Genomic DNA, 23,269 nt, shown 5'->3' with positions numbered 1-23,269 from the left:
CCCGCGGATCGTAGCGAGTCGCGTGCCCCTGCGGTGCTCAGCCCTGCATGTGCGAGGGCAGCCACAGCGCCACGCCCGGCACCACATAGGTCAACAGCACAGCGGCCATCATCAGCACGAACAGCGGCAGCGCCGTGCGCGCGATCCAGGTCACCTCGCGCTGCGTGAGGCCCTGCAGCACGAAGAGGTTGAAGCCCACCGGCGGCGTGATCTGCGCCATCTCCACCACCAGCACGATGAAGATGCCGAACCAGATCAGGTCGAAGCCGGCCGCCTGCACCGTGGGCAGCAGCACGGCGATGGTCAGCACCACCATGGAGATGCCGTCCAGGAAGCAGCCGAGCACGATGAAGAACACCACCAGCAGCAGCATGAGGGCGAAGGGCGAGAGCTGCAGCGCGCCGATGAACTCGGCCACCTGGCGCGGCAGGCCGATGAAGCCCATGGCCAGCGTCAGGAAGGCCGCGCCCGCCAGGATCAGGCCGATCATGCAGTAGGTGCGGCAGGCCGCGACCAGGCCCTCCCGAAAGCTCGCCCAGTCCAGCGAGCCCTCCAGGCGCGACAGAAGCAGCGACCCGGCCACCCCCAGCGCCGCCGCTTCGGTGGCGGTGGCGATGCCGCTGTAGATGCCGCCCAGCACCAGCGCGATGAGCGTGACCACGGGGATCAGGTGGCGCGAGGCGTGCAGCTTCTCGCGCAGGCTCGTCGCGGGCTCCTTGCCCGGCAGGCGCTCGCGGTTGAGCAGCGACCACACCACGATGTAGCCGCTGAACAGCGCGGCCAGCATCAGCCCCGGGATGACCCCGGCCAGGAACAGCTTGGCGATGGACACGTTGGCCGCCACGCCATAGACGATCATGATGATCGAAGGGGGGATCAACAGGCCCAGCGTGCCCGCGCCCGCCAGGGTGCCGATGGCTTGCGCGTCCGGGTAGCCGCGTTTCTTCAACTCGGGCAGCGTGATCTTGCCGATGGTGGCGCAGGTGGCCGCCGAGGAACCCGAGATCGCCGCGAAGATGGTGCAGCCCACCACGTTGGTGTGCAGCAGCCGCCCGGGCAGCCAGTTGAGCCAGGGCGCCAGTCCCTTGAACATGTCGTTGGACAGCTTGCTGCGGAACAGGATCTCGCCCATCCACAGGAACAGCGGCAGCGCGGTCAGGGTCCAGCTCGAGGTAGAGCCCCACACCGTGAGCGCCATGCTGTCGCCCACCGGGCGCTGGGTGAACAGCTCCATGCCCACCAGTGCCACGCCCAGCAGCGACAGGCCGATCCACAGGCCCGATCCGAGCACGGCGAACAAGAGCACGATGAGGGTCAAGGCGATCAGGGCTTCCATGGGTCCGGCTCCTTCAAGGGGTTCACTCGGTGCGGGCGGCCGTGCCCGGCGCCAGCAGGTCGGCGCCGTGCCAGCGGTGCAGCACGGCTTGCAAGAAGGCCAGCGTGAGGCCCAGGCAGCCCACGGCCATGGCGGTCTGCGGAATCCACAGCGGCGTCACGTCCGCCGCGGGCGAGACGTCGTGCGTGATGTGCGACACCCACACCAGGCGCGCCGCGTACCAGCTCAGGTAGAGCGAGAGCGCCGTGCCGGCGAGCAGGCACCACCATTCCAGCGCGGCGCGCCCCCGGGCGGGCAGACGCTCCAGCACCAGGGTCACGCGGATGTGCTCGCCCCGCAGCAAGGTGGCCGGCAGCGCCAGAAACAGCGAGGCCGCGATGGCGTAGCCCGCGTAGGCATCCAGCCCCGGGATGTCCCAGCGCAAGAGGCGCGCCAGGATGCCCAGGGACACGGTGGTGAAGGCCGCGAGCATGCCCACGCAGGAGAGCGCCAGCAGCCAGCGGTGAACGGTACGGACGAACGCATCCATCGTGCCCTCCGGCATCGGTTCAACAGGATGAGAAAGGAAGCGCGATCGGCGGGGCGAGGCGGCCTGCGCGGGCCGGGCCCCGCCGTGCGCGGCGAACGGATTACGGCTGCTTGCGGTACGCGTCGACGATGGCCTGGCCCTCGGGGCCCGCGGCCTTGATCCACTCAGCGGTCATGGTCTCGCCGATGGCCGCCAGGGCCTTCTTCACGTCGTCGTTGGGCTGGTTGATCGACATGCCCGCCGCCTTGAGCTGCCCGATGTACTCGCTGTCCAGCTTCTCGCTCAGGGCCCAGCCGCGGGTTTCGGCCTCGGCCGCGGCCTTGGTCAGCGCGTCCTGCGTCGCCTTGTCCAGGGCGTTGAAGTCCTTGAGGTTGACCACCGTCACGTTGCGCGGCAGCCAGGCCGACACCGGGTAGAAGTGCTTCACCTGCTCGTGCAGCTTGCTCTCCACGCCGCTGGCGCTGGAGGTGAGGAAGTTCTGCACCGCGCCCGTGGCCAGAGCCTGCGGCAGTTCCGCGAGCTGGATCGTCACCGGCTGTGCCTTGAGCAGTTGCGCGATGCGCGTGGTGGCCGGGTTGTAGGCGCGCATCTTGGTGCCCGCCAGATCGGCTGCGTAGTTCACGGGCTTGATGGAGTACAGCGACTGCCCCGGCCAGGGCACCGAGAACAGCACCTTCAGGCCCTGCTGGGCCAGCAGCTTTTCCTGCGCGCCACGGGACGCGTTGTACAGGCGGCGCGCGTCCGCGTAGCCGGTGGCCAGGAAGGGCACCGAATCCACGCCGAACAGCGGGTTCTCATTGGCCGCGCCCGACAGGATGAACTCGCCGATCGGCGTTTGCGCCGTCTGCACGGCGCGCTTGATCTCGTTGGCCTTGTAGAGCGAGCCACCCGGGTGCAGGGTGATCTTGAGCTTGCCGCCCGTGGCTTTCTCCACGTCGTTGGCGAACTGCTGCAGGTTCTGCACCTGGAAGGTGTTGCCGCCGTAGCCGCTGGGCAGGTCCCACTTGGTCTGGGCCTGGGCCGCACCGGCCAGGGCCAGGGCGCACAGGCCGATTGCCGTCTTGATCATGGTCGCTCTCCTTGTTCGCTTGCGAGTTGCTGGTTGAGAAGGTCGGTGATCAGCATCGCGCCGGGGGCGTGCGTGATGCAGAACGCGGGGCGGGCCTGGGCGATCGCCGCCTGGGGCGTCACGCCACAGGCCCAGAACACGGGCAGCTCGTCGGGCAGCACCTTCACCGCGTCGCCGTAGTCGGGGCGCGAGAGGTCCTCGATGCCGATGGCCGCCGGGTCGCCCACGTGCACGGGTGCGCCGTGCACGTCGGGAAAGCGCGAGGTGATCGCCACCGCGCGCGCCGCGTCGGCGGCCTTGAGCGGGCGCATGCTCACCACCATGGGGCCCGCAAACGGGCCCGCCGGCGCGGTGGCCAGGTTCGTGCGGTACATGGCCACGTTGCGGCCTTCGTCCACGTGGCGCAGGCGCATGCCGGCGTCCATCAGGGCCTGCTCGAACGAGAAGGAGCAGCCGATCACGAAGGTGACGAGGTCCTCGCGCCACAGGCTGGCGATGTCGGTGGGTTCCTCGACCAGTTCTCCGTCGCGCCACACGCGGTAGCGCGGCAGGTCGCTGCGGATGTCGATGCCCTCGCCGAGGCCGGGCAGCGACGGATCGCCGGGCTGGCCCACCGCCAGCAGCGGGCAGGGTTTGGGGTTGCGCTGGCAGAACAGCAGGAAGTCATCCGCCAGCGCCCGGGGCAGGATCACCACGTTGCCCTGCACCAGTTCGTCGGCCAGGCCGCTGGTGTGGCGCGTCCATTCGCCGCGGCGGATGGTGCCGCGCACGCGGCGTGCCAGGGCCTGCGCGTCCGCATCGATGCGGCGCGTGGCCAGATCGTCCAGGAATCCCACGTCGTCTGCCTCCGGTCCTTGCGTTTGTGACGGGCCTGTCACATTGGGGCCGGATTGTGGTCAGTGCGTCGCCCCACCACAAACGCAAATTTTCTTGCTCAGCTCATCGATTTTTTCGATGCCTTGCCTTGGGGCGCTTGTTGGGGTGTTCTGGCGCGCCGCCGCCCCAATGCGGTGCTTTCCCGCGCCCCGCTCCACGCTTCGACGAACGCCTGCGCCGAACGCATCACCGTCTCCACCGCCTGCGCGGAGGGGTCGCTGCGGTAGCTGGCGTGAATGGGCAGGGGCTGCAGCGGCGCGTCGCAGGGCAGCTCGCGCAGATCGGCCACCACGAACAGGTGGCGCACGGCCTCGCGCGGCAGGGTGGCCACGCCGAATCCCCCCTGCGCCATCTGCAGCATGGCCGATACCGAGGAGATGGTGTGCACGCGCCGGGGCTCCACACGCGCCGCGCGGAACAGCTCGAGCAGCGCCACGTGCGGCAGCGAGCCGCGCTGGAAGGTCAACAACTCCAGTTCGGCCAGTTCCGCCAGCGTGTAGCGCCGCCGCCGGTGCAGGCTCGCGCTGCCCACGAAGACCATCTCCATCGACGGCAAGGCGCGCGAGCGCACGCCGTCGCTGGTGGCCGGCAGTGCCGTGAACACCAGGTCCTGCGTGCCGCGGCGCATCTGCTCGATCAGAACGGGCGTGGTCTCCACCGACAACTCCAGCTCCAGGGCCGGGTTCTCGGTGCGCAGTTGTTCCATCCACGGGATCAGCCACGAGTGCAGCACCGATTCGATGGCGCCGATGCGCAGCGACACCGCCAGCGCATCGCCCGAGCCCATCTCGGCCTTGGCCTCGCGCTGCAGCTCCAGCAGTCGCTGCGCGTAGACCAGGAAACGCGTGCCGGCCATGGTCAGCCGGAACTGCTTGTCGCGCCGGTCCAGCAGCAGCACGCCCAACTCCTCCTCCAGCGCGGCGATGCGGCTGGACATGGCCGACTGCGTGAGGAAGAGCTTCTCGGCCGCGCGCGTCACGCTCTTGAGGGTGGCCACCCAATAGAAGGCTTCCACGAAGCGCAGGTTCATGCCGGCCTCCGGGGAAATACGGACGGGCCTGGCCCGGCTTTTGCAACTATGCTGCCCGTCTTTGTCATCCGTTCAACTTTCTGGAGCGACCATGAAATTCAAGCTTGCCCTGGCCAGTGCGGCCTTCGCACTGAGCGCCGGTGCCCAGGCCCAGACCGCCTGGGACCTGCCCGCCGCCTACCCGGCCACCAATTTCCACTCGGTCAATCTTGCCAGCTTCGCCAGCGACGTCGACAAGGCCACGGGAGGCAAGCTCAAGATCACGGTGCACCCCGGTGCCTCGCTCTTCAAGGCGCCCGAGATCAAGCGCGCGGTGCAAGGCGGACAAGCCCAAGTGGGCGAGATCCTGCTCACGGCCTACCAGAACGAATGGCAGATGTTCGGCGCCGACGGCATCCCCTTCCTGGCCACCAGCTACGCCGAATCGAAGAAGCTCTACGCGGCGCAGAAGCCCATCCTGCAGAAGAAGCTGGCCGAACAGGGCATGGTGCTGCTCTACGCCGTGGCCTGGCCGCCGCAGGGCCTGTACAGCAAGAAGCCCGTGGCCAGCGCGGCCGATCTGAAAGGCAGCAAGTGGCGCGCCTACAGCCCGGCCACCTCGCGCATCGCCGAACTGGTGGGCGCGCAGCCCGTCACCGTGCAGGCCGCCGAGCTCTCGCAGGCCCTGGCCACCGGCGTGGTCGAGAACAACATGACCTCGGGCGCCACCGGCGTGGACAGCAAGCTCTACGAGCACCTGAAGTTCTACTACGACGTGCAGGCCTGGCTGCCCAAGAACGCCGTCATCGCCAACAAGAAGGCCTTCGACGCGCTCGACAAGGCCACGCAGGACGCGCTCATGAAAGCGGCCGCCGACGCCGAGGCCCGCGGCTGGGCCGCCTCCGAGAAGGTCAACACCGACACGCTGGCCACGCTCAAGGCCAACGGCATGACGGTGGAGCCGCCTTCGGCCGCACTCAAGGCCGACCTGCAGAAGGTGGGCGCCACCATGCTGCAGGAATGGCTGGGCAAGGCCGGCCCCGAAGGGCAGCAACTGATCGACGCGTATAGGAAGTAACACCCCCGCCGCGCTTCGCGCGACCCCCTCAAGGGGGCGGCACCTGCGGCCTGGCGAAGCCAGTTCCGCGGTGCCCTGGGTTGCGATGGTTGGTGCGCCTCGGAAGTCTTGAATGCGCAAATCACTTGATGTTCTGTACCTCGGCGCGGGCTGGCTGGCCGCGCTCTTCATGATCGGCGTGCTCGCGATGGTGCTGCTGTCCATCGTGAGCCGCCTCGTCGGCTTCTACGTGCCGGGCACCGACGCCTACGCGGGCTACGCCATGGCGGGTGCCGGTTTCCTCGCGTTGGCCCACACGCTCAAGCACAACGAACACATCCGCGTCACGCTGATCATCGGCAAGCTCACCGGCGGCGCGCGGCGTGGCATGGAACTGTGGGCGCTGTCGGTGGCCGTTCTCATGAGCGGCGCGCTGGCCTGGTATTCCTGGCGCCTGGTGTGGCAGTCCCACTCCTTCCACGACATCTCCACCGCCGCCGACGCCACGCCCTTGTGGATCCCGCAGCTCCTCATGGGCATCGGCTGCACGGTGCTGCTCATTGCGCTGCTCGACGAGTGGGTGCTGGAGTGGCGCGGCCAGCGCGTGCGCGCCGAAGGGGACACGCGCCATGAATGAGTTCATCGTCACCACGTTGCTCATCGTGGCCCTGTTCGCCCTGCTGGGCAGTGGCGTGTGGATCGGTCTCACGCTCGCCGGCGTGGCCTGGATCGGCATGGAGCTGTTCTCCTCGCGCCCCGCGGGCGACGCCATGGCGCTCACCATCTGGGGCTCGGCCAGCAGCTGGACGCTCACCGCGCTGCCGCTGTTCGTGTGGATGGGCGAGATCCTCTTTCGCACCAAGCTCTCGGAGAGCATGTTCAAGGGCCTGGCGCCCTGGGTGAACGCCCTGCCGGGGCGGCTGCTGCACACCAACATCCTGGGCAGCACCATCTTCGCGGCGGTCTCGGGTTCGTCGGCGGCCACCTGCGCCACCATCGGCAAGATGACCATTCCCGAGCTCACGCGCCGCGGCTACCCGCCCGAGAAGATCGTGGGTTCGCTCGGTGGCGCCAGCACCCTGGGCCTGCTGATCCCGCCCTCGATCATCATGATCGTCTACGGCGTGGCGGCCGAGGTGTCCATCGCCAAGCTCTTCGTCGCGGGCGTCATCCCGGGCGTCCTGCTCGCGGCCCTGTTCAGTGGCTCGATCATGGTGTGGGCGCTGATGAACCCCGCCAAGGTGCCCAGCGCCGACGCCAGCCTGAGCTTCGGCCAGAAGCTGCGCGAGGCGCGCCACCTCATCCCGGTGGTGCTGCTCATCGGCAGCGTCATCGGCGCCATCTACAGCGGCATCGCCACCGCCACCGAGGCGGCGGCCATCGGCGTGGTGGGCGCGCTCATCCTCTCGGCCTCGCAGGGCTCGCTCAACTGGGTGAGCTTTCGCGACTCGCTGCTGGGCGCCACGCGGCTGTACTGCATGATCGCGCTGATCCTCGCGGGCGCGGCCTTCCTCACGCTGTCCATGGGCTACATCGGCCTGCCGCGCCACCTGGCCGAATGGGTCGGCGGCCTGGGCCTCACGCCCGGCATGCTGCTCATCGCGCTGGCCGTGTTCTACATCGTGCTCGGCTGCTTCCTCGACGGCATCTCCATGATCGTGCTCACCATGGGCGTGATCCTGCCCACCGTCACCGCCGCCGGGATCGACCTCATCTGGTTCGGCATCTTCATCGTCATCGTGGTCGAGATGGCGCAGATCACCCCGCCCGTCGGCTTCAACCTCTTCGTGCTGCAGGGCATGACGAAGCGCGAGATCACCTGGATCGCAGTGGCCTGCCTGCCCTACTTCCTCATCATGGTGGTGGCGGTGCTGCTGCTCTACTGGTTTCCCGGTCTGGTCACCTGGATGCCCTCGAAGATGTAGGTACGCGAAGCCACTAAGATGCCCACCCCGCCCGCGTTTCCCGCGAGCGGGGTTTGTTTTTCCGGAGACCCCTTTTCGTGTTCAAGAACCTCACGCTCTACCGCATCGGCCCCGGCTGGGCGCCCAGTCTCGATGCGATGGAGAAGGCCCTCGACAGCGCGCGCTTCGTGCCCTGCCCCGCCACGCAGGACAAATCCGTCGGCTGGGTGGAGCCGCGCGGCGAAGCCCACGGCCCGCTGGTGGAAGCCATCGCCGGCCAGCGCATCCTCAAACTGCAGATCGAAACCAAGTCCGTTCCCGGCGCCGTGGTGCGCCGCAAGGCGCAGGAAGCGGCTGACCACATCGAGGCCACCACCGGCCGCAAGCCCGGCAAGAAGGAAACCAAGGCCCTGCGCGAGGACGCCCTGCTCTCGCTCTTGCCCCAGGCCTTCGCGCGCCAGCAGAGCCTGTGGGTCTGGATCGACCCCGAGCGCGGCTGGCTCGCCACCGACGCCAGCAGCCAGGGCAAGGTCGACGACCTCATCACCGCGCTGGTGCGCGCCTTCGACGGCCTGGTCATCACACTCTTCAACACCCAGGTGACGCCCCAGGCCGCCATGACCCGATGGCTCAGCGTCACCGACGCCGAAGAATGGCCCGAAGGCCTGGCCGTGGAGCGCGACTGCGAGCTGCGCTCCAGCGACGAAGAGAAGTCGGTGGTGAAGTTCACCCGCCACCACCTCTTCAACGACGAGGTGCGCCGCCACATCGCCGAAGGCAAGCTGCCGGTGCGCCTGGCGCTCAACTGGGAGGGCCGCGTCGGCTTCACGCTCACCGAGAGCATGGCCCTCAAGAAGATCAACTTCCTGGAAGGCGTGTTCGAAGACCGCGCGGCGAACGACGAGGAAACCTTCGACAGCAACGTCGCCATCGGCACCGGCGAACTGCGCGGCGTGCTCGACGCCCTGATCGCCGCGCTGGGTGGCGAACTGCAGCCGGGCCAGGTGCCCGGCCACGAGCCCGCACCGGCCGGTGCCACCCCGGCGCCTGACACCGCTGCGGCCAGCGCCGGCGACGGCGCGCCGTTCTGAGCATGGCCTCGGTGCTCGCCATCTGCCTGGGTGCCTGCGTCGGCGCGCTGCTGCGCTGGCGCCTGGGCCTGTGGCTGAGCCAGCCGCACAGCCTGCTGCCCTGGGGCACGCTGGCGGCCAACTGGGTCGGCGCCTACGCCATCGGCCTGGCCGTGGCGTTGTTCCACGCCAACCCGCACCTCGACCCGGTGTGGCGCCTGGCCATCGTCACCGGCCTGCTGGGCGCGCTCACCACCTTCTCCACCTTCTCCGTCGAGGTGATCACGCTGCTGCAGCAGGGGCGGCTGGCGCTGGCGCTGGGCGTGGCCTCATTGCACTTGCTCGGTTCGCTGCTGCTCACCTGGCTGGGGCTCAAGACGCTGGGCTGAGGCGTGCGGCTGCCGGGCTCACGTCGACCGACCGCCCAAGGGGGTCTCATGCGTGCGCCCTCCCCCAGGTGTCACGGTGAAACCCGCGGTGCCTTCGACGTCGACGATGGTGTCCACGCCGCCAGGGCGCCCAGGCTGAAATAGATCCCCGCCGTGGCGTAGCGCCCCCAGCGCACGCCCGCGCGGCCCGGCCGCCAGCGGCGCGCCACGGCGCGCGACAGCAGCACGTAGGCGATGTCGCTGCAGGCGGCGATGCCCACGAACAGCGCGCTCAGGCTCAGCGCCTGCGCGGTCGCACCGCGCGCCGGGTCGATGAACTGCGGCAGGAAGGCCGCAAAGAACAGCGTGGTCTTGGGGTTGAGCAGCGCCACGACCGCGCCCTCGCGGAACACGCGCCACGCCGCCACGGCGGTGGGCGCGTCCGGCGTGGCGCTGGCGCGTGGCGCGCGCAGCGCCTGCACACCCAGCCACACCAGGTAAGCCGCGCCCGCGTAACGGATCAGCGCGAACGCCAGCTCCGACGCCAGCAGCACCACCGCCAGCCCCAGCGAGGCCACCGCCGCGTTCATCAGGTTGCCCAGCGCCACGCCGGCCACCGAGGCCAGCCCGGCGGTGCGGCCTTGGGACAGCGTGCGGGTGACGATGTAGAGCACGGCAGGGCCCGGCGTGATGGCCAGCACCAGCGCGGCGGCGACGAAGGCCAGCAGCAGCGGCCAGGGGGGAAGGAAGTCGGGCATGGGTGTCTCCTTGAGGGGCGGCGTTCAAGCGGGTGCTTGATGGCAGACCACGCAGAGCTTGTTGCCCTCCGTGTCGCGGAAGTAGGCGCCATAGTAGTGGGCGTGGTACTCGGGGCGCGGGCCCGGCGGGCCTTCGCAGCGGCCGCCACTGGCCAGCGCCACGGCGTGCGCACGGTCCACGGTGTCGCGACTGTCGGCCAGGAAGGCCGCCATCTGCCCATTGCCAACGGCGTGGGCTTGCGCGTCGTGTGGCCGGCCAATGAGGAACAGCGGGCGTGGCCCCGGCTCGGACTGCCAGCCCGCCCAGGGACGCTCGGGCTCGCAGAAGCGTTCGCGGATGCCGAGCACGGGCATGAGTCGGCGGTAGAACGCCAGCGCACGGTCGAAGTCGCTGACGCCGACGTGGATGTGGGAGAACATGGCGCCCCTGTTCAGGCCGACGCCGCGCAGCCCTGCGGCTTGAAAGAGCAGATGCGGGCGTTGCGGGCATCGGGCGGCAGGACGATGTTGCAGCACTCGCCGTTGGGGCGCAGTTGGAGCATGGGTGAGCCTCGGCAGGTCGCGGACGGAGCGGCCAGTGTAGGACGACTGCGAGCAAGAAGCATCGCTGCGACGACACGGCGGCCCCACGCGGATGAGGGGATCGGGCACGCGTCGTGCCCCCATCGTCCGGTCGGGTTTGTCCATCGGCCAACAATGGCCCGTCCCGGCAAACCACAGGAGAAACCCAATGGCCCAGCACAAGGTCGGCATCATCATCGGCAGCATCGCCAGCGCTTCCATCAACCGCCAGCTCAGCAAGGCCCTGGTCAAGCTCGCACCGGCCGAGCTCACCCTGACCGAAATCCCCATCAAGGACCTTCCCTTCTACAACTACGACCTGGACGCGAACTTTCCGCCCGCCGCGACGGCCTTCAAGCAGGCCATCGCCGACGCCGACGCCCTGCTCTTCGTCACGCCCGAGTACAACCGCTCCATCCCGGGCGTGCTCAAGAACGCCATCGATTGGGGCTCGCGGCCCTACGGCAAGAGCGCCTTCGCGCGCAAGCCGGCGGGCGTGGTCGGGGCCTCCGTGGGCGCCATTGGCACCGCGCTGGGCCAGGCGCACCTGCGCGGCGTGCTCAACTACCTGGACATGCCGCAATTGCTGCAGCCCGAGGTCTACCTGCAGTTCAAGAAGGGCCTGTTCACCGAGGACGGCGCCTGCACCGACGCCAGCACCGAGGAATTCCTGCGCAAGTACATGAAGGCCTTCGCAGAGTTCGTGGCGGCGCACAAGTCCTCCTGAATCGGCCGGCGCCCGCGCCGGTGATGGGTATGTCGATTGCCGCGGCGGCGATCGACCACCCCTTCAGGAGAACCCCATGGCCCGATGCGACGTTTGCGGCAACAACTACGACCGCTCCTTCCAGATCGTCACGCAGGACAAGACCGTCACGGTCGACAGCTTCGAGTGCGCCATCCACGCCTGCGCGCCCACCTGCGCCCATTGCCAGTGCCGCATCATCGGCCACGGTGTGCAGGACGGTGAGCGCATCTTCTGCTGCGCCCACTGCGCGCGCGAATCGGGCGTGACCGAGCTGCAGGACCGGGCCTGAGAATCAACCCGTGCCCGGGCCCTTGCGGGGCGCCCTCACCCGATCCGGCGCAGGCCGGTCAGGCGAATCGTCGATCGGGCGCTCGAGCCCTTCGCGCACGTTGTCCAGGGCGTCTCGCGACTGTTGGCGCAGGCGACGCGCCTCGTCGCTGAGCGGCTCGCGGGCGGGGCCTGCGGGCCGCCCCTCTTCCTTGGCCTTCGGGTCGTTTCGCTGCTGCATGCTTGGCTCTCCTTCACCGCCCGCAAGCCGCACCGGCCAGCCGATCAGGGGCGAGGCCCCTGCCTGCAAACGGCGTTCCCGCCCACGGCCTGCGCCTTGGGTTCAGACCACGCCCAGGCACAGCGGCAGCAAGGCGGGCACCAGGGCCTGGCTGGCGCAGCCCAGGTGCGCCAGCACCAGCAGCACCGTCAGGCGTGCGAGCCGCAGCACGACGAAGCTCCTTTCACCACCGCAGCGGCCTCGTACCGGTCGTGGTGCCGCACCCAGCTCATGGTGTCGTCCAGCCCCTCCTCGCGGCGCCCGCCCGGGGTGAGGTCCAGCATCCGGTAGGTGCCCATCATCACTTCCACGCCGCGCCCGTAGGTCGAATAGGTGTGGAACACCTCGCCCGCGCCGTTTTTCGCGAACACGCTCACGCCGGGCATCTCGTCGTTGGCATAGGGCCGTTGCGCGTAGTTGTAGTGCATGGACTGCGCGGCCACCTCGGCCGGCGTGAAGCTCACGCCGAAGTCGCGGTTGAAGTCGCTGCCGTTCGAGGACACCCAGCGGAAGTGCCAGCCCATGCGCTGGCGGAAGCGCTCGATCTCCTCCAGCGGCGCGCGCGAGACCGCCACGAAGGCCACGTCGCGCGCGGCCAGGTGGGGCAGCATGCCCTCGGTGTGGTCGGCCATGTACGAGCAGCTGCGGCAGCCCTGCGCCCAGCCCGGGCCCAACATGAAGTGCTGCACCAGCAACTGGCTGCGGCCCTCGAACAGATCGGCGAGTGCGCGCGGGCCGTGGGGCGTGTCGAACACGTAGCGCTTGTCCATGCGCACCCAGGGCAGCGCGCGGCGCGCCTCGGTGAGCTCGTCGCTCAAACGGCTCAACGCCTTCTCGCGCTCCAGCAGCGCCAGGCGCTGCTCGAGCCATTGTTCGCGGTCGGTAACGGTGGGGGTGATGGTGGTGGTCGGGTTCATGTGAAGCGCCTGTTTCAGGATTGAAGGGACTTCGGCCGGCGAACGGCGCGCACCTTGCCGCTGCCGCCACCGCCGCAATAGAAGAGGTCGGCGCCGTCGGACTCCAGCCCGCTCACGCCCTCGCCCGCCGGCATGCGCAGGCGCTGCAGCACCTCGCCACTGGCGGGGTCGATGCGGCGCAGCTCGCTCTCGTCGGCCTCCCAGGTGCCGTGCCACAGCTCGCCGTCCACCCAGGTCACGCCGGTGACGAAGCGGTTCGATTCGATGGTGCGGCGGATCGCCCCCGTCTCGGGGTCGATCTGGTGGATCTTGCGGTCGCGGTACTGGCCCACCCACAGGCTGCCTTCGGCCCAGGTGAGGCCCGAGTCGTAGCCATTGCCCGGCGCGGGAATGGAGCCGAGCACCTTCCCCGTGGCCGGGTCGATCCTGTCGATGCGCGACTCGGCGATCTGGTAGAGGTGCTTGCCGTCGAAGGCGGTACCCGCGTCGCCGGGCAGTTCGACGCGGCGCACGGTCGCGCCGCTGGCGGGGTCGAAGGCCACGAGGCGCGGGCCGGTGGCGGCCCACACATGGCGGCCGTCGTAGCTCACGCCGTGCACGTTGGTGGCGCCGTCGAAGGGGCCGTACTCGCGCACGACCTCGGCGGTCTGGATCGTTGGCTTGCTGTTCATCCGGTGCTCCTTGTGGGCGCCACACGCGGCGCCTTGAGGTGCACTCTAGTCAAGCGGCAGCGAAGCGGGGAGTAACAAGATCGTCGTGAATCCCGCCAGCGGTGGCGCCAGCCAGCGGCGCGCGCGGGCCTGGCCGATGGCGCGCACGCGGCCTTGTTCCTGCAGCTCGGCCAGGGCGCGTTGCACGGTGCGCTGGCTCGCGCCCAGCGCCAGGGCCAGCGCCGAGGTGGACCAGGCCGCGCCATCCGACAGCAGGGCCTGCAGCGCGGCCTGCTCGCCATCGATGGGCGGCGCCAGCACGATGACGGGCCGCTCGTCGCGCGGCACGAGCTGGAAGCCACGCGGTGTGGCCTCGATGTCCGCCACCTCGGCGGCCAGCGCGCGCAGGCGGCCGATCTCCACGCGCAGGCGCGCGCGGTGGGTCTCGTCGGGGTGTCGGGTGCGAAACGCGCGCGCGATGAGCGCCTGGCGGTCCACGTCGCCGGGCCAGGCCTCGGCCAGTGCCAGCGCCAGCGTGAACAGCACCGGGCGCCCCGCCAGCGACTGCCACGCGGCGCCCGCGCTCAAGCCGCGCCGGCAGGCGTCCACCACCAGCGCGCGCGAGGCCAGCAAGGCCTCCACCTCGTCCAGGCGCAGCACCTGTTCCCCACCCGGTCCCACGCGGCGCGCGGCCGGGCGCTCCAGTGCCGCGCGCGCCTCGCCCACCTCGGCCTGCAACGCGGGCACACCCGCCCGCTCGGCGGCCTGCTTCGCGCGCACCAAGGCCTGGCGCGCGGGGCCGGTGAGCAGCGAACGCAAGGCCAGCTCGGCCGACATGAGGTGGGCGACGGCGGCCAGCAGTGGCGGCAGGGCCTGTCCGTTCAAGGGTTCCAGTTGCTCGGCCGCCTGATCGAGCCGGCCCATCAGCAGTTGCCAGCGCGCCGCGATCAGGTGCGCCTGCCAGGCATTGGCCTGGTCGCCGCGCGCGGCCAGGGTCTTCGCGGCGGCCATCAACGCGCGCGGCGAGCCGCTCAACTCGCGCAGCGCCAGCGCCACCTCCGCCTCGGCCACCGCACAGCGCGCGCGCGCCAGCGCCTCGTGCGGCCCGAAGCCCTTGCCCGCGCGGCGCAGCAACTCGCGGGCGCGCGCGTACTCGCCCAGCTGCGCCATCGCGATGCCGCGCAGCGCCAGTGCGGGCGGGTCCTCGCGCAGCGCCACGCGCTGCAGCGCGGCCAGCGGGTCACCCGTGGCGAGCGCGCGGGCGGCGGCGGCGATGAGGGAGTCCATGGGCGGCGTAGCTTAGCGGCCTCGGCCTCACCTCCGTCCGACGATCACACCGGCGCGTAACCCCCCAGCCCGTCCGGCCAGTGCGTCAACACCTCGCACCCCTCGGCCGTCACCGCCACCATGTGCTCCCACTGCGCCGACAGCGAGCGGTCTTTGGTCACCACCGTCCAGCCGTCGGCCAGGGTGCGCGTGTCGCGCAGGCCTGCGTTGAGCATGGGCTCGATGGTGAAGACCATCCCCGCCTCCAGCCTGAGCCCTTCGCCGCGCTGTCCGTAGTGCAGCACGTCCGGCTTCTCGTGGTAGACCTGCCCGATGCCGTGCCCGCAGTACTCGCGCACCACGCTGAAACGCTCGCGCTGCGCCACCGTCTGGATGGCGTGCCCGATGTCGCCCAGCGTCGCCCCGGGCCGCACCTGCCGGATGCCCGCGCACATGGCTTCGTAGGTCGTCTCCACCAGGCGCCGCGCCAGCACGCCCGGCTCGCCGACGAAGAACATGCGGCTGGTGTCACCGAACCAGCCGTCCTCGTTGACGGCCACGTCGATGTTGACGATGTCGCCCTTCTTCAGGATCTTGTCCGGCGACGGAATGCCGTGGCACACCACCTGGTTGACGGAGGTGAGGATGGTCTTGGGGTAGCCGTGGTAGCCCAGGTTGGCGGGAACGGCGCGCTGCACGTTCACGATGTGCTCGTGGCAGATGCGGTCGAGCGCCTCCGTGCTCACGCCCGGCTTCACGTGGGGCGCGACGACGCTCAACACCTCGGCGGCCAGTTGGCCCGCGCGCCGCGCCTTCGCGATGTCCTCGGCGGACTTGATGGTGATGCCGCGGGCCATCAGCGTTTTCCGTTGGACGGCGCGCGCGGCTTGCGCCCCTTGTCGGCGGGCGCCACAGCCACCGTGATGTCCAGCCCCCCGTCGAGCTCGGCGCGCACCAGCATCTGGCAGATGGCCTGGTGGTCCAGGCCCGGGTGCATTTCGGCCAGCATGCCCACACGCATCCAGTGCTCGGCCTGGGCGTTGATGGAGCGGCTGAGCGCATTGCCCGCCACGCGCAGGTTCTCGTGCATCTGGTCGGAAATCTTCACGATGCCCATGGTCAATCAATATATGAAACGTATACGGATTATATAGACCCCAGCCGATACACCCTCAGACGAGATCAACATCTGGGAACACAGGAACCGCGCCCGGGCGGGCAGACTGGACGCCGACTTCCGATCCGAGCCGATGAAACTTCTGCCCCTTGCCCTCGCCCTCAGCGCCCTCGCTTGCCCGCCGGTGGCGGTGCTTGCGCAAACCACCAACCCCAAGCCCGCCAGCACCGCCCAGGAGCCCACCAAGAAGCGCGCGCCGCTCAAGCGCTCCGCTGCCAAGGCCGTGGAAGAGGTGACGCCGATCGAGGAAGACAGCAGCGTCTCGCTCACCGAGGCCGATCTCGCGGTGGCGCAGCGCGTGTACGTGGGCAAGATCCCTTGCGAGCTCGGCGCGGCCGTGGAGATCACCCCCGCCAGGCGTCAGGGCTTCTTCTTCGTGCAGGTCGACAAGCCGCGCCAGACGCGCTACTACATGCACCCGGTGGAAAGCCGCACCGGCGCCATCCGCCTGGAAGACCCGAAGCGCGGCGCACTCTGGCTGCAACTGGGCAACAAGTCCATGCTCATGAGCCAGAAACTCGGCCGCCGCGTGGCGGACGAGTGCATGAGCCCCGAGCAGGTGACCTTCGCGGACGAGATGAAGCGCAACCCGCCGCGCAGCCTGCTGGAGCCGGCGGAGCCTGGGGGCGTCACGCCGCCTGCGACGCCTGCGCCGCCCGGCTCATGAGCTCGCGGCTGATGTTGAGCATGCGCTCCCCCAGCGCCGCACGCCGCGTGGGGTGCAGGCGCGACTCGCTCGCCACCAGCACGATCGCACCCACCGGCCGACCGTCGCGCTGCAGCAGCGGCACCCCCAGCGCCCAGTAGCCCGGCACCACGATGCCCGGGATCACCGCGTAGCCGCGCTCGCGCGTCTCGGCCACCAGGTGGCGGATCACCGCCACCGGCGACTTCGGGAAGTGCTCGTCGATGTAGGCCTCATTCACCCGCAGCGCGTTCTCCACCTCGTCGTCGGGCAGTGCCGCCAGAATCGCCAGCCCGCCCGCGCCCACGCCCAGCGGGTGGCGGTCGCCCAGGCGCAGCGCGTCGCTGGGAATGGGGCCATGCCCCGTCTCGCGTGAGAGGCAGATCGCCTCCAGCCCCTGCACCACCGAGAAGAACACCCAGTCGCCGGTCTCCAGCGCCAGGGCGCGCAGCGAGGCCGTGGCCAGGCGCTGAAGCGAGTAGCTGGGCTCGGCCGCCAGTCCCACCACGAAGGACTCCGGTCCCAGCCGGTAGCAGCGGCTCGCCGCGTCGTGCACCACGAAGCGCTCGTCCGCCAGCGTGTGCGTCAGCCGCACGGCCGTGGCCTTGCTCAGGCCCAGCCGGCGCCCGATCTCGCCAATGCGCAGCCCCTCGGGCTGGTGGCGCGCCAGCAGCTTGAGGATGCCCAGTCCCCTTCTCAGGGTCTGCGCGCCAGCGGTTTCGCCGGGCGGTGCTTCGGGTGCGTTCATCTCGGTGAAAACCCGCAAAACGCGGACCACATAGTGAACCGCTTTTGCGGAGCGATTCAGGGTTTTCCTCTGACGCAGCGCCGGGTTGTGCTGCGAACATTGGCCAATCGATTCACATTCTGGACATTCAACCTCACAAGGGCGAGATGGACAACCCCAATCAGCACGGCGGGCGCGTGGCCCTGGTCACAGGCGCCGCCAGCGGCATCGGTTTGCAGATCGCGCAAGACCTGGCGCAACAGGGCGCCACGGTCTGCATCGTGGACCGCAATGGCCCCGCGGCCGAGCAGGCCGCGCAAGGCATTCGCGATGCCGGCGGCCAGGCCGAGGCCTTCGTGGCCGACCTGGCCGACGCCGAGGCCATCGAACGCACCATGGCCGCGCTCATGCGCCGCTTCCCGCGCGTGGACATCCTCATCAACAACGCGGGCGTGGTCTCCACCCAGCCGCACGACGAGGTCTCGCTGGCGCAGTGGAACACCACGCTGGCCATCAACCTCACCGCGCCCATGCTGCTCACGCAGGCCGTGCTGCCCGGCATGAAGCGCCAGCGCTGGGGCCGCATCGTCAACGTCTCCTCCATCAGCGGCGTGCGCGCGGGCACGGGGCGCCTGGCCTATGGCAGCTCCAAGGCCGCGCTCATCGCCATGACGGGCCAGTTCGCCATCGAGGTCGCCGAGCAGGGCATCACCGTCAACGCCATCGCGCCCGGCTTCGTGGACACGCCCATGATCCGCTCGCTGCACGGCAGCTCCAAGGCCAACACCTACCTCGACGTCTGCCCCATGCACCGCTTCTGCTCGCCGGCCGAGGTGTCCGCCGCGGCGGTCTTCTTCGCCTCCGAACAGGCCAGCTTCGTCACCGGCCAGACGCTCGGCGTCGACGGCGGCTACCTTGCCAGCGGCCTGTACATGCGCCAGTTGTTCGACATCCCCGCCGCCACGCCGCAGGCCGCCTGATGCCGCAGACGGCGTGAAGCGCGCACCCCCTTTCCCCCGAGCCAGCACCCCAACCAGAGGAGACACACCATGACGATTTCCCGCCGCACCCTCATCAAGGCCACGGGCATCACCGCGGCCAGCGTCGCCGCGCCGCTGAAGCTGGCCTATGGCCAGAGCGCCGAGTTCACCTTCAAGTACGCCAACAACCAGCCGCCGCAGCACCCCATGAACGTGCGCGCCAAGGAAGCGGTGGAGGCCATCAGGAAGGAAACCAATGGCCGCATGGACATCCAGCTCTTCCCCAGCAACCAGCTCGGCTCCGACACCGACACGCTGAGCCAGTTGCGCTCGGGCGGCGTGGAGATGTTCAACCTCTCCGGCCTCATCCTGTCCACCCTGGTGACGCCGGCCGCGCTCAACGGCCTGGGCTTCGCCTTCCCCAACTACGACACCGTGTGGAAGGCCATGGACGGCGACGTCGGCGCCTACATCCGCGCGCAGATCGCCAAGGCCAACCTGGTCGCGCTCGAGAAGATCTGGGACAACGGCTTCCGCCAGACCACCACCTCCACCAAGCCCATCAACACGCCGGCCGACTTCGAGGGCTTCAAGATCCGCGTGCCCGTCTCGCCGATGTGGACCTCCATGTTCAAGGCCTTCGGCTCCTCGCCGATCTCGATCAACGCGTCCGAGATGTACACCGCCCTGCAGACCAAGGTGGCCGACGGTCAGGAGAACCCGTTCGCGGTCATCTCCAACTTCAAGCTGTACGAGGTGCAGAAGTACTGCTCGCTCACCAACCACATGTGGGACGGCTTCTGGACGCTGATCAACCGCCGCGCCTGGGACCGCCTGCCGCCCGACGTGCGCGACATCGTCGCCAAGCACATCAACGCCGCCGCCGTGAAGGAGCGCGCCGACGTGGCCGCCAACGAAGCCACGCTGCAGAAGGACCTCACGGCCAAGGGCATCGTCTTCAACTCGCCCAACACCGCGCCCTTCCGCGACAAGCTGCGCAGCGCCGGCTTCTACGCCGAGTGGAAGGGCAAGTTCGGCGACGAGGCCTGGGCGGTGATGGAGAAGTACACCGGCAAGCTGGGCTGACATGACCGAACTCATCGCCGGCACCTCCGCCGACGCCGACGGTGCCTACAAGGGCACCGTCCTTCACGACACCCGCCGCAGCCCGCTCTGGCTCAAGCCGCTGGAGGCGGCGTCGGCCCTGCTGATGCTGGTCATCACGGTGCTGCTGCTGGTGGGCGTGGTCTCGCGCTACGTGTTCAACCAGTCGCTGGTGTGGTCGGACGAGGTCGTCTCCATCTCCTTCATCTGGCTCACCATGCTGGGCGCGGCCATCGCCGTGCACCGCAACGAACACCTGCGCCTGGGCCTGTTCGTCGACCTGCTGCCGCAGCGCCTGCGCGAGTTCGTGCACGCCTTCGCGCTGGTGGCCATCGCGGCAGTGCTGCTCGCCCTCATCGGCCCGGCCATCGACTACGCGAAGGACGAGTGGTTCATCCACACGCCCGCGCTGGATTTGCCCAACACCTTTCGCGTCAGCTCCATCGGCTTCGGCTTCGCCGTCATGCTGGCCCTCGTGGTGTTGTACGCGGGGCGCTCCGCGCGCAAGGCCGATCTCCTGCTCGCCGCCCTGCTGGTTGGCGCCGTCGCGGGCCTGTGCTGGCATTTCTCGCCGCAGCTCATGAAGCTGGGCGCCGCCAACATCGGCTTCTTCCTCATCGGCTTTGCCGCCATCTGCCTGGTGGCGGGCGTGCCCATCGCCTTCTGCTTCGGCGTGGGCGCGGTGTGTTACCTGGCCTTCACCACGCACGTGCCGCTCACCGTCGTCATCGGGCGCATGGACGAAGGCATGTCCAGCCTGGTGCTGGTCTCGGTGCCCATCTTCGTGCTGCTGGGCTGCATTCTCGATGCGACCGGCATGGGCAAGGCCATCGTCGACTTCCTCGGCTCCCTGCTCGGCCACGTCAAGGCCGGCATGTCCTACGTGCTGCTGGGCTCGCTGTTCATCGTCTCGGGCATCTCGGGCTCCAAGGTGTCCGACATGGCCACCGTGGCCCCCGCCCTCTTTCCCGAGATGAAGCGCCGCGGCCACAAGCCGCGCGAGATGGTGGCCCTGCTGGCCACCGGCGCCGCCATGGCCGACACCGTGCCGCCGAGCATCGTGCTCATCGTGCTGGGCGCGGTGGCCGGCGTGTCCATCGCGGGCCTGTTCCAGGCCGGCTTCGTCATCGCCATGGTGCTGCTGGCCGTGCTGCTGGTGCTGGCGCGCTGGAAGGCCCGCAACGAAGACATGCACGACGCGAAGCGCGCGCCGCTGTCGCTGGTGCGCCGCTTCCTGCTCATCGCCGCGCCCGCGCTGGTGCTGCCCTTCCTCATCCGCGCGGCGGTGGGCGAAGGCGTGGCCACCGCCACCGAGGTCTCCACCGTCGCCGTGGTCTACGCGCTGTTCGTGGGCCAGGTGATGTACGGCGGCATCGGCCTGCGCAAGTTCTACGACATGCTGGTGGAAACCGCCGCGCTGTCCGGCGTGGTGCTGCTGGTGCTGGGCGCGGCCTCGGCCATGGCCTGGTCCATCACGCAAAGCGGCGTGGTGCAGCAACTCTCGGGCTTCATGACCACGCTGCCGGGCGGCTGGGTCGGCTTCATGGCGGTCACCATCGTGGTCTTCGTGGCCCTGGGCTGTCTGCTGGAAGGCCTGCCCGCCGTGCTGCTGCTGGCGCCCATCATGTTCCCCATCGCGCACAAGCTGGGCATCAACGACGTGCACTACGCCATGGTCATCGTCTGCGCCATGAACATCGGCCTGATGATGCCCCCCATCGGCGTGGGCTTCTACATCGCCTGCCGCATCGGCGACGCGCCGCCCGACGAAGTCATCGGCGCCATCTGGCCGTACTTGGTCGCGCTGCTCGTGGGCGTGCTGATCATCGCGGCCGTGCCGGGCATCACCACCATGGTCTTGTGAGCGCGCCCATGATCGATCTGTACCGAACCATGGCGCGCATCCGCGCCTTCGAACTCGCGGCCGAAGTGGCCAGCCAGGGTGGCGTGGGCGTGCTCGGCGCCAAGGTGGACGAGCGCGCCAAGGTGCGCGGCCCGCTGCACCTGTCCATCGGGCAGGAAGCCGTGGCCGCCGGCGTGTGCGCCCACCTGAGCCGCGAGGACCTGCTCACCAGCACGCACCGAGGCCACGGTCACACCCTGGCCAAGGGCGGCGACATGCGCCGCATGATGGCCGAGTTGTTCGGCCGCGCCGGTGGCAGCAACGGCGGCAAGGGCGGCTCCATGCACATCGCCGATTTTTCGGTCGGCATGCTGGGCGCCAATGGCGTCGTCACCGCCGGCCTGCCCATCGCCTGCGGCGCGGCGCAGGCGCTCAAACTGCAAGGCAAGCCGCACCTGGTGGCCTGCTTCTTCGGCGACGGCGCCACCAACCGCGGGCCGTTCCTGGAAGCACTCAACTGGGCGGCCGTCTTCAAGCTGCCGGTGCTTTTCGTCTGCGAGGACAACCGCTACTCCGCCACCACCGCTACCGCCGGCCTGAGCGCCGGCCCTGGCGTGGCCGCGCGCGCGGCGGCGCTGGGCGTGCCCGGTGAAACGGCCGACGGCAACGACGTGCAAGCCGTGCACGCCGCGGCCGGCCGCCTGGTCGCCAAGATCCACGCGGGCGAAGGCCCGCAGCTGCTGCACGCCCTCACCTGGCGCGTGCGCGGCCACGTGTCGGTGGACACCCAGGGCTACCGCGACCCGAACGACCTGCAAGGCGCCATCGATGCGGACCCGCTGCGCCGAGCGCGCGAAGCCGCCCTGGCCGGCGGCGCCACGCTCGCGCAGCTCGACGCCATCGACGCCGAGGTGCGCGCCGAGATCGACGACGCCGTCGCCTTCGCCGACGCCTCGCCCGCGCCCGATCCGGCCGCGGCCTTCACCGACATCCAGACCACCGGAGCCGGCGCATGGCACTGATCCGCACCACCTACGCCGACGCCGCCGTGCGCGCCCTGAGCACCGCCATGCGCGCCGACCCGCGCGTGGTGGTGCTGGGCGAAGACGTGGGCCGCGGCGGCATCTTCCAGCAGTACAAGGGCCTGCAGGCCGCCTTCGGCCCCGATCGGATCATCGACACGCCCATTTCCGAAGCCACCATCGTCGGCGCCGGCGTGGGCATGGCGCTCGTCGGCATGCGTCCTGTGGTGGAAATGCGCGTGGTCGACTTCGCGCTCTGCGCCATGGACGAGATCGTCAACCAGGCCGCCAAGATCCGCTACATGTTCGGCGGCCAGGGCCGCGTGCCACTGGTGATGCGCCTGCCCATCGGCTTCTGGTCCAACTCGGCCGCGCAGCACTCGCAAAGCCTGGAGGCCTGGTTCGCCCACCTGCCCGGCGTGGTGGTGATGTGCCCCGCGACACCGCAGGACAACTTCAGCATGCTCACCCAGGCCCTGCGCGGCGAGGACCCGGTGATCTACATGGAGAACAAGGAGCTCTGGGGCCTGGAGGGCGAGGTCGACGACACGCTGACCGCCACGCCCGGCCGCGCGAACCTGCTGCGGCGCGGCGACGACCTCACGCTCGTGAGCTGGTCTGCGGCCGTGCACACCGCGTCTAAAGCCGCCGACGCTCTCGCCGCGCAGGGCGTGCGCGCCAGCGTCATCGACCTGGGCACCCTGTGGCCCTGGGACCGCGAGGCCGTGCTGGCCGATTGCGCGCGCACGCGCCGCCTGCTGGTGGTGCACGACGCCGTGCAGGCCGCCGGTTTCGGCGCCGAGGTGGCCGCCACCGCCGCACAGGCCACGGGTTGCCGCATCGGCCGCCTGGGCGCGCCGCGCATTCCCGTGGGCTACGCCACGCGGCTCGAATCCGTGGCCCGCGTGTCTTCCGACGCCGTCGTCGAGGCGGCGTTGTCCCTGATGGCCGACGCCCCGCAGGCAACGGCCGCCTGATCCCTTCCCTCTCACCAGCAACAAGACCATGAAAGTTTTCTACGACAAGGACTGCGACCTGTCCCTCATCAAGGGCAAGACGGTCGCGA

General features: G+C 69.6%; 28 protein-coding genes. 13 read left to right on the top strand and 15 right to left on the bottom strand.

From position 1 onward, the window contains the following. Positions 1-37: 37 nt before the first annotated feature. The 5 genes from GTO19_RS06940 to GTO19_RS06920 all read right to left on the bottom strand — a co-directional run bounded on the left by GTO19_RS06940 (position 38) and on the right by GTO19_RS06920 (position 4,840). Positions 38-1,336, bottom strand: coding sequence for a TRAP transporter large permease (locus GTO19_RS06940; protein ID WP_291019580.1), 1,299 nt, complete (start codon positions 1,334-1,336; stop codon positions 38-40). Between the two features lie 22 nt (positions 1,337-1,358). Next, a complete protein-coding gene (locus GTO19_RS06935; protein ID WP_291019579.1) occupies positions 1,359-1,865 on the bottom strand; it encodes a TRAP transporter small permease in 507 nt (168 codons plus the stop codon). A gap of 100 nt (positions 1,866-1,965) precedes the next feature. Next, on the bottom strand, positions 1,966-2,934 hold the full coding sequence (locus GTO19_RS06930) for a TRAP transporter substrate-binding protein (protein ID WP_291019576.1): 969 nt from the start codon (positions 2,932-2,934) through the stop codon (positions 1,966-1,968). Then, positions 2,931-3,716, bottom strand: a complete 786-nt coding sequence (locus GTO19_RS06925; RefSeq protein ID WP_291020124.1) for a putative hydro-lyase — start codon at positions 3,714-3,716, stop codon at positions 2,931-2,933. The genes GTO19_RS06930 and GTO19_RS06925 overlap by 4 nt, the downstream gene beginning before the upstream one ends. A gap of 152 nt (positions 3,717-3,868) precedes the next feature. Next, a complete protein-coding gene (locus GTO19_RS06920; RefSeq protein WP_291019573.1) occupies positions 3,869-4,840 on the bottom strand; it encodes a LysR family transcriptional regulator in 972 nt (323 codons plus the stop codon). A 91-nt stretch (positions 4,841-4,931) separates the two neighbouring features. On the opposite strand from GTO19_RS06920, the gene GTO19_RS06915 reads away from it, so the two are divergent. The 5 genes from GTO19_RS06915 to crcB all read left to right on the top strand — a co-directional run bounded on the left by GTO19_RS06915 (position 4,932) and on the right by crcB (position 9,239). Next, positions 4,932-5,897 carry a TRAP transporter substrate-binding protein gene (locus tag GTO19_RS06915; protein WP_291019570.1) on the top strand — a complete coding sequence of 322 codons (966 nt, stop codon included), beginning with the start codon at positions 4,932-4,934 and terminating at the stop codon, positions 5,895-5,897. Between the two features lie 112 nt (positions 5,898-6,009). After that, a complete protein-coding gene (locus GTO19_RS06910; protein WP_291019567.1) occupies positions 6,010-6,513 on the top strand; it encodes a TRAP transporter small permease in 504 nt (167 codons plus the stop codon). Then, positions 6,506-7,801, top strand: coding sequence for a TRAP transporter large permease (locus GTO19_RS06905; protein WP_291019564.1), 1,296 nt, complete (start codon positions 6,506-6,508; stop codon positions 7,799-7,801). The genes GTO19_RS06910 and GTO19_RS06905 overlap by 8 nt, the downstream gene beginning before the upstream one ends. A gap of 77 nt (positions 7,802-7,878) precedes the next feature. After that, positions 7,879-8,871: a recombination-associated protein RdgC gene (locus tag GTO19_RS06900; RefSeq protein WP_291019561.1), complete on the top strand. Its 993-nt coding sequence runs from the start codon at positions 7,879-7,881 to the stop codon at positions 8,869-8,871. Positions 8,872-8,873: 2 nt separating this feature from the next. Beyond that, positions 8,874-9,239, top strand: a complete 366-nt coding sequence (crcB, locus tag GTO19_RS06895; protein WP_291019558.1) for a fluoride efflux transporter CrcB — start codon at positions 8,874-8,876, stop codon at positions 9,237-9,239. A 71-nt stretch (positions 9,240-9,310) separates the two neighbouring features. Here the strand turns inward: crcB and GTO19_RS06890 are convergent, their stop codons facing one another. From GTO19_RS06890 to GTO19_RS06880, 3 genes are read right to left on the bottom strand one after another with little or no spacing between them, the layout of a single operon-like run. After that, positions 9,311-9,976, bottom strand: coding sequence for a LysE family translocator (locus tag GTO19_RS06890; protein WP_291019557.1), 666 nt, complete (start codon positions 9,974-9,976; stop codon positions 9,311-9,313). A 24-nt stretch (positions 9,977-10,000) separates the two neighbouring features. Continuing rightward, positions 10,001-10,396 carry a VOC family protein gene (locus GTO19_RS06885; protein WP_291019554.1) on the bottom strand — a complete coding sequence of 132 codons (396 nt, stop codon included), beginning with the start codon at positions 10,394-10,396 and terminating at the stop codon, positions 10,001-10,003. Between the two features lie 11 nt (positions 10,397-10,407). Then, positions 10,408-10,518 (bottom strand): DUF1272 domain-containing protein, encoded by a 111-nt coding sequence (locus GTO19_RS06880; protein ID WP_291019551.1) that lies wholly within the window; start codon positions 10,516-10,518, stop codon positions 10,408-10,410. A gap of 188 nt (positions 10,519-10,706) precedes the next feature. Between GTO19_RS06880 and GTO19_RS06875 the strand changes: the two genes are divergently transcribed. Both GTO19_RS06875 and GTO19_RS06870 read left to right on the top strand, forming a co-directional pair. Beyond that, positions 10,707-11,264: an NADPH-dependent FMN reductase gene (locus GTO19_RS06875; protein WP_291019550.1), complete on the top strand. Its 558-nt coding sequence runs from the start codon at positions 10,707-10,709 to the stop codon at positions 11,262-11,264. 76 nt (positions 11,265-11,340) lie between these two features. Further along, positions 11,341-11,574 carry a hypothetical protein gene (locus GTO19_RS06870; RefSeq protein ID WP_291019548.1) on the top strand — a complete coding sequence of 78 codons (234 nt, stop codon included), beginning with the start codon at positions 11,341-11,343 and terminating at the stop codon, positions 11,572-11,574. A 3-nt stretch (positions 11,575-11,577) separates the two neighbouring features. On the opposite strand, the gene GTO19_RS06865 is transcribed toward GTO19_RS06870, so the two are convergent. The 6 genes from GTO19_RS06865 to GTO19_RS06840 form a co-directional block, all read right to left on the bottom strand. Further along, on the bottom strand, positions 11,578-11,793 hold the full coding sequence (locus GTO19_RS06865) for a hypothetical protein (protein ID WP_291019546.1): 216 nt from the start codon (positions 11,791-11,793) through the stop codon (positions 11,578-11,580). A gap of 188 nt (positions 11,794-11,981) precedes the next feature. After that, the gene (locus tag GTO19_RS06860) at positions 11,982-12,749 is read right to left on the bottom strand and encodes a thioredoxin family protein (protein WP_291019544.1); all 768 of its coding nucleotides are present in this window, start codon (positions 12,747-12,749) and stop codon (positions 11,982-11,984) included. Between the two features lie 14 nt (positions 12,750-12,763). After that, positions 12,764-13,420 (bottom strand): PQQ-binding-like beta-propeller repeat protein, encoded by a 657-nt coding sequence (locus tag GTO19_RS06855; RefSeq protein ID WP_291019541.1) that lies wholly within the window; start codon positions 13,418-13,420, stop codon positions 12,764-12,766. Between the two features lie 45 nt (positions 13,421-13,465). Next, positions 13,466-14,686: a helix-turn-helix domain-containing protein gene (locus tag GTO19_RS06850; RefSeq protein ID WP_291019539.1), complete on the bottom strand. Its 1,221-nt coding sequence runs from the start codon at positions 14,684-14,686 to the stop codon at positions 13,466-13,468. Between the two features lie 44 nt (positions 14,687-14,730). Further along, positions 14,731-15,522, bottom strand: a complete 792-nt coding sequence (gene map, locus GTO19_RS06845; protein ID WP_291019537.1) for a type I methionyl aminopeptidase — start codon at positions 15,520-15,522, stop codon at positions 14,731-14,733. Beyond that, the gene (locus GTO19_RS06840) at positions 15,522-15,782 is read right to left on the bottom strand and encodes a ParD-like family protein (protein WP_291019534.1); all 261 of its coding nucleotides are present in this window, start codon (positions 15,780-15,782) and stop codon (positions 15,522-15,524) included. The genes map and GTO19_RS06840 overlap by 1 nt, the downstream gene beginning before the upstream one ends. A 133-nt stretch (positions 15,783-15,915) precedes the next feature. Between GTO19_RS06840 and GTO19_RS06835 the strand changes: the two genes are divergently transcribed. After that, positions 15,916-16,509: a hypothetical protein gene (locus tag GTO19_RS06835; RefSeq protein WP_291019531.1), complete on the top strand. Its 594-nt coding sequence runs from the start codon at positions 15,916-15,918 to the stop codon at positions 16,507-16,509. On the opposite strand, the gene GTO19_RS06830 is transcribed toward GTO19_RS06835, so the two are convergent. Then, positions 16,472-17,275, bottom strand: a complete 804-nt coding sequence (locus GTO19_RS06830; RefSeq protein ID WP_291019528.1) for an IclR family transcriptional regulator — start codon at positions 17,273-17,275, stop codon at positions 16,472-16,474. The two genes, GTO19_RS06835 and GTO19_RS06830, sit on opposite strands and share 38 nt — an antisense overlap. A 146-nt stretch (positions 17,276-17,421) precedes the next feature. On the opposite strand from GTO19_RS06830, the gene GTO19_RS06825 reads away from it, so the two are divergent. The 5 genes from GTO19_RS06825 to GTO19_RS06805 all read left to right on the top strand — a co-directional run bounded on the left by GTO19_RS06825 (position 17,422) and on the right by GTO19_RS06805 (position 23,180). Beyond that, on the top strand, positions 17,422-18,234 hold the full coding sequence (locus GTO19_RS06825) for an SDR family NAD(P)-dependent oxidoreductase (protein ID WP_291019525.1): 813 nt from the start codon (positions 17,422-17,424) through the stop codon (positions 18,232-18,234). 69 nt (positions 18,235-18,303) lie between these two features. Beyond that, entirely contained in the window at positions 18,304-19,320 is a 1,017-nt protein-coding gene (locus tag GTO19_RS06820; protein WP_291019523.1) for a TRAP transporter substrate-binding protein, read from the top strand. A gap of 1 nt (position 19,321) precedes the next feature. Further along, positions 19,322-21,202, top strand: a complete 1,881-nt coding sequence (locus tag GTO19_RS06815; protein ID WP_291019521.1) for a TRAP transporter large permease subunit — start codon at positions 19,322-19,324, stop codon at positions 21,200-21,202. A gap of 8 nt (positions 21,203-21,210) precedes the next feature. Then, complete coding sequence (locus GTO19_RS06810; RefSeq protein WP_291019519.1) at positions 21,211-22,203, top strand: thiamine pyrophosphate-dependent dehydrogenase E1 component subunit alpha; 993 nt, start codon at positions 21,211-21,213, stop codon at positions 22,201-22,203. After that, positions 22,194-23,180 carry a transketolase C-terminal domain-containing protein gene (locus GTO19_RS06805; RefSeq protein ID WP_291019516.1) on the top strand — a complete coding sequence of 329 codons (987 nt, stop codon included), beginning with the start codon at positions 22,194-22,196 and terminating at the stop codon, positions 23,178-23,180. The genes GTO19_RS06810 and GTO19_RS06805 overlap by 10 nt, the downstream gene beginning before the upstream one ends. Positions 23,181-23,269 lie beyond the last annotated feature (89 nt).

The organism is Hydrogenophaga sp., assembly GCF_011772445.1.
Classification (GTDB): Bacteria; Pseudomonadota; Gammaproteobacteria; order Burkholderiales; family Burkholderiaceae_C; genus Hydrogenophaga.
The sequence above is the reverse complement of the archived record's forward strand: the minus strand, read 5'-3'. Positions and strand labels throughout refer to the sequence as shown.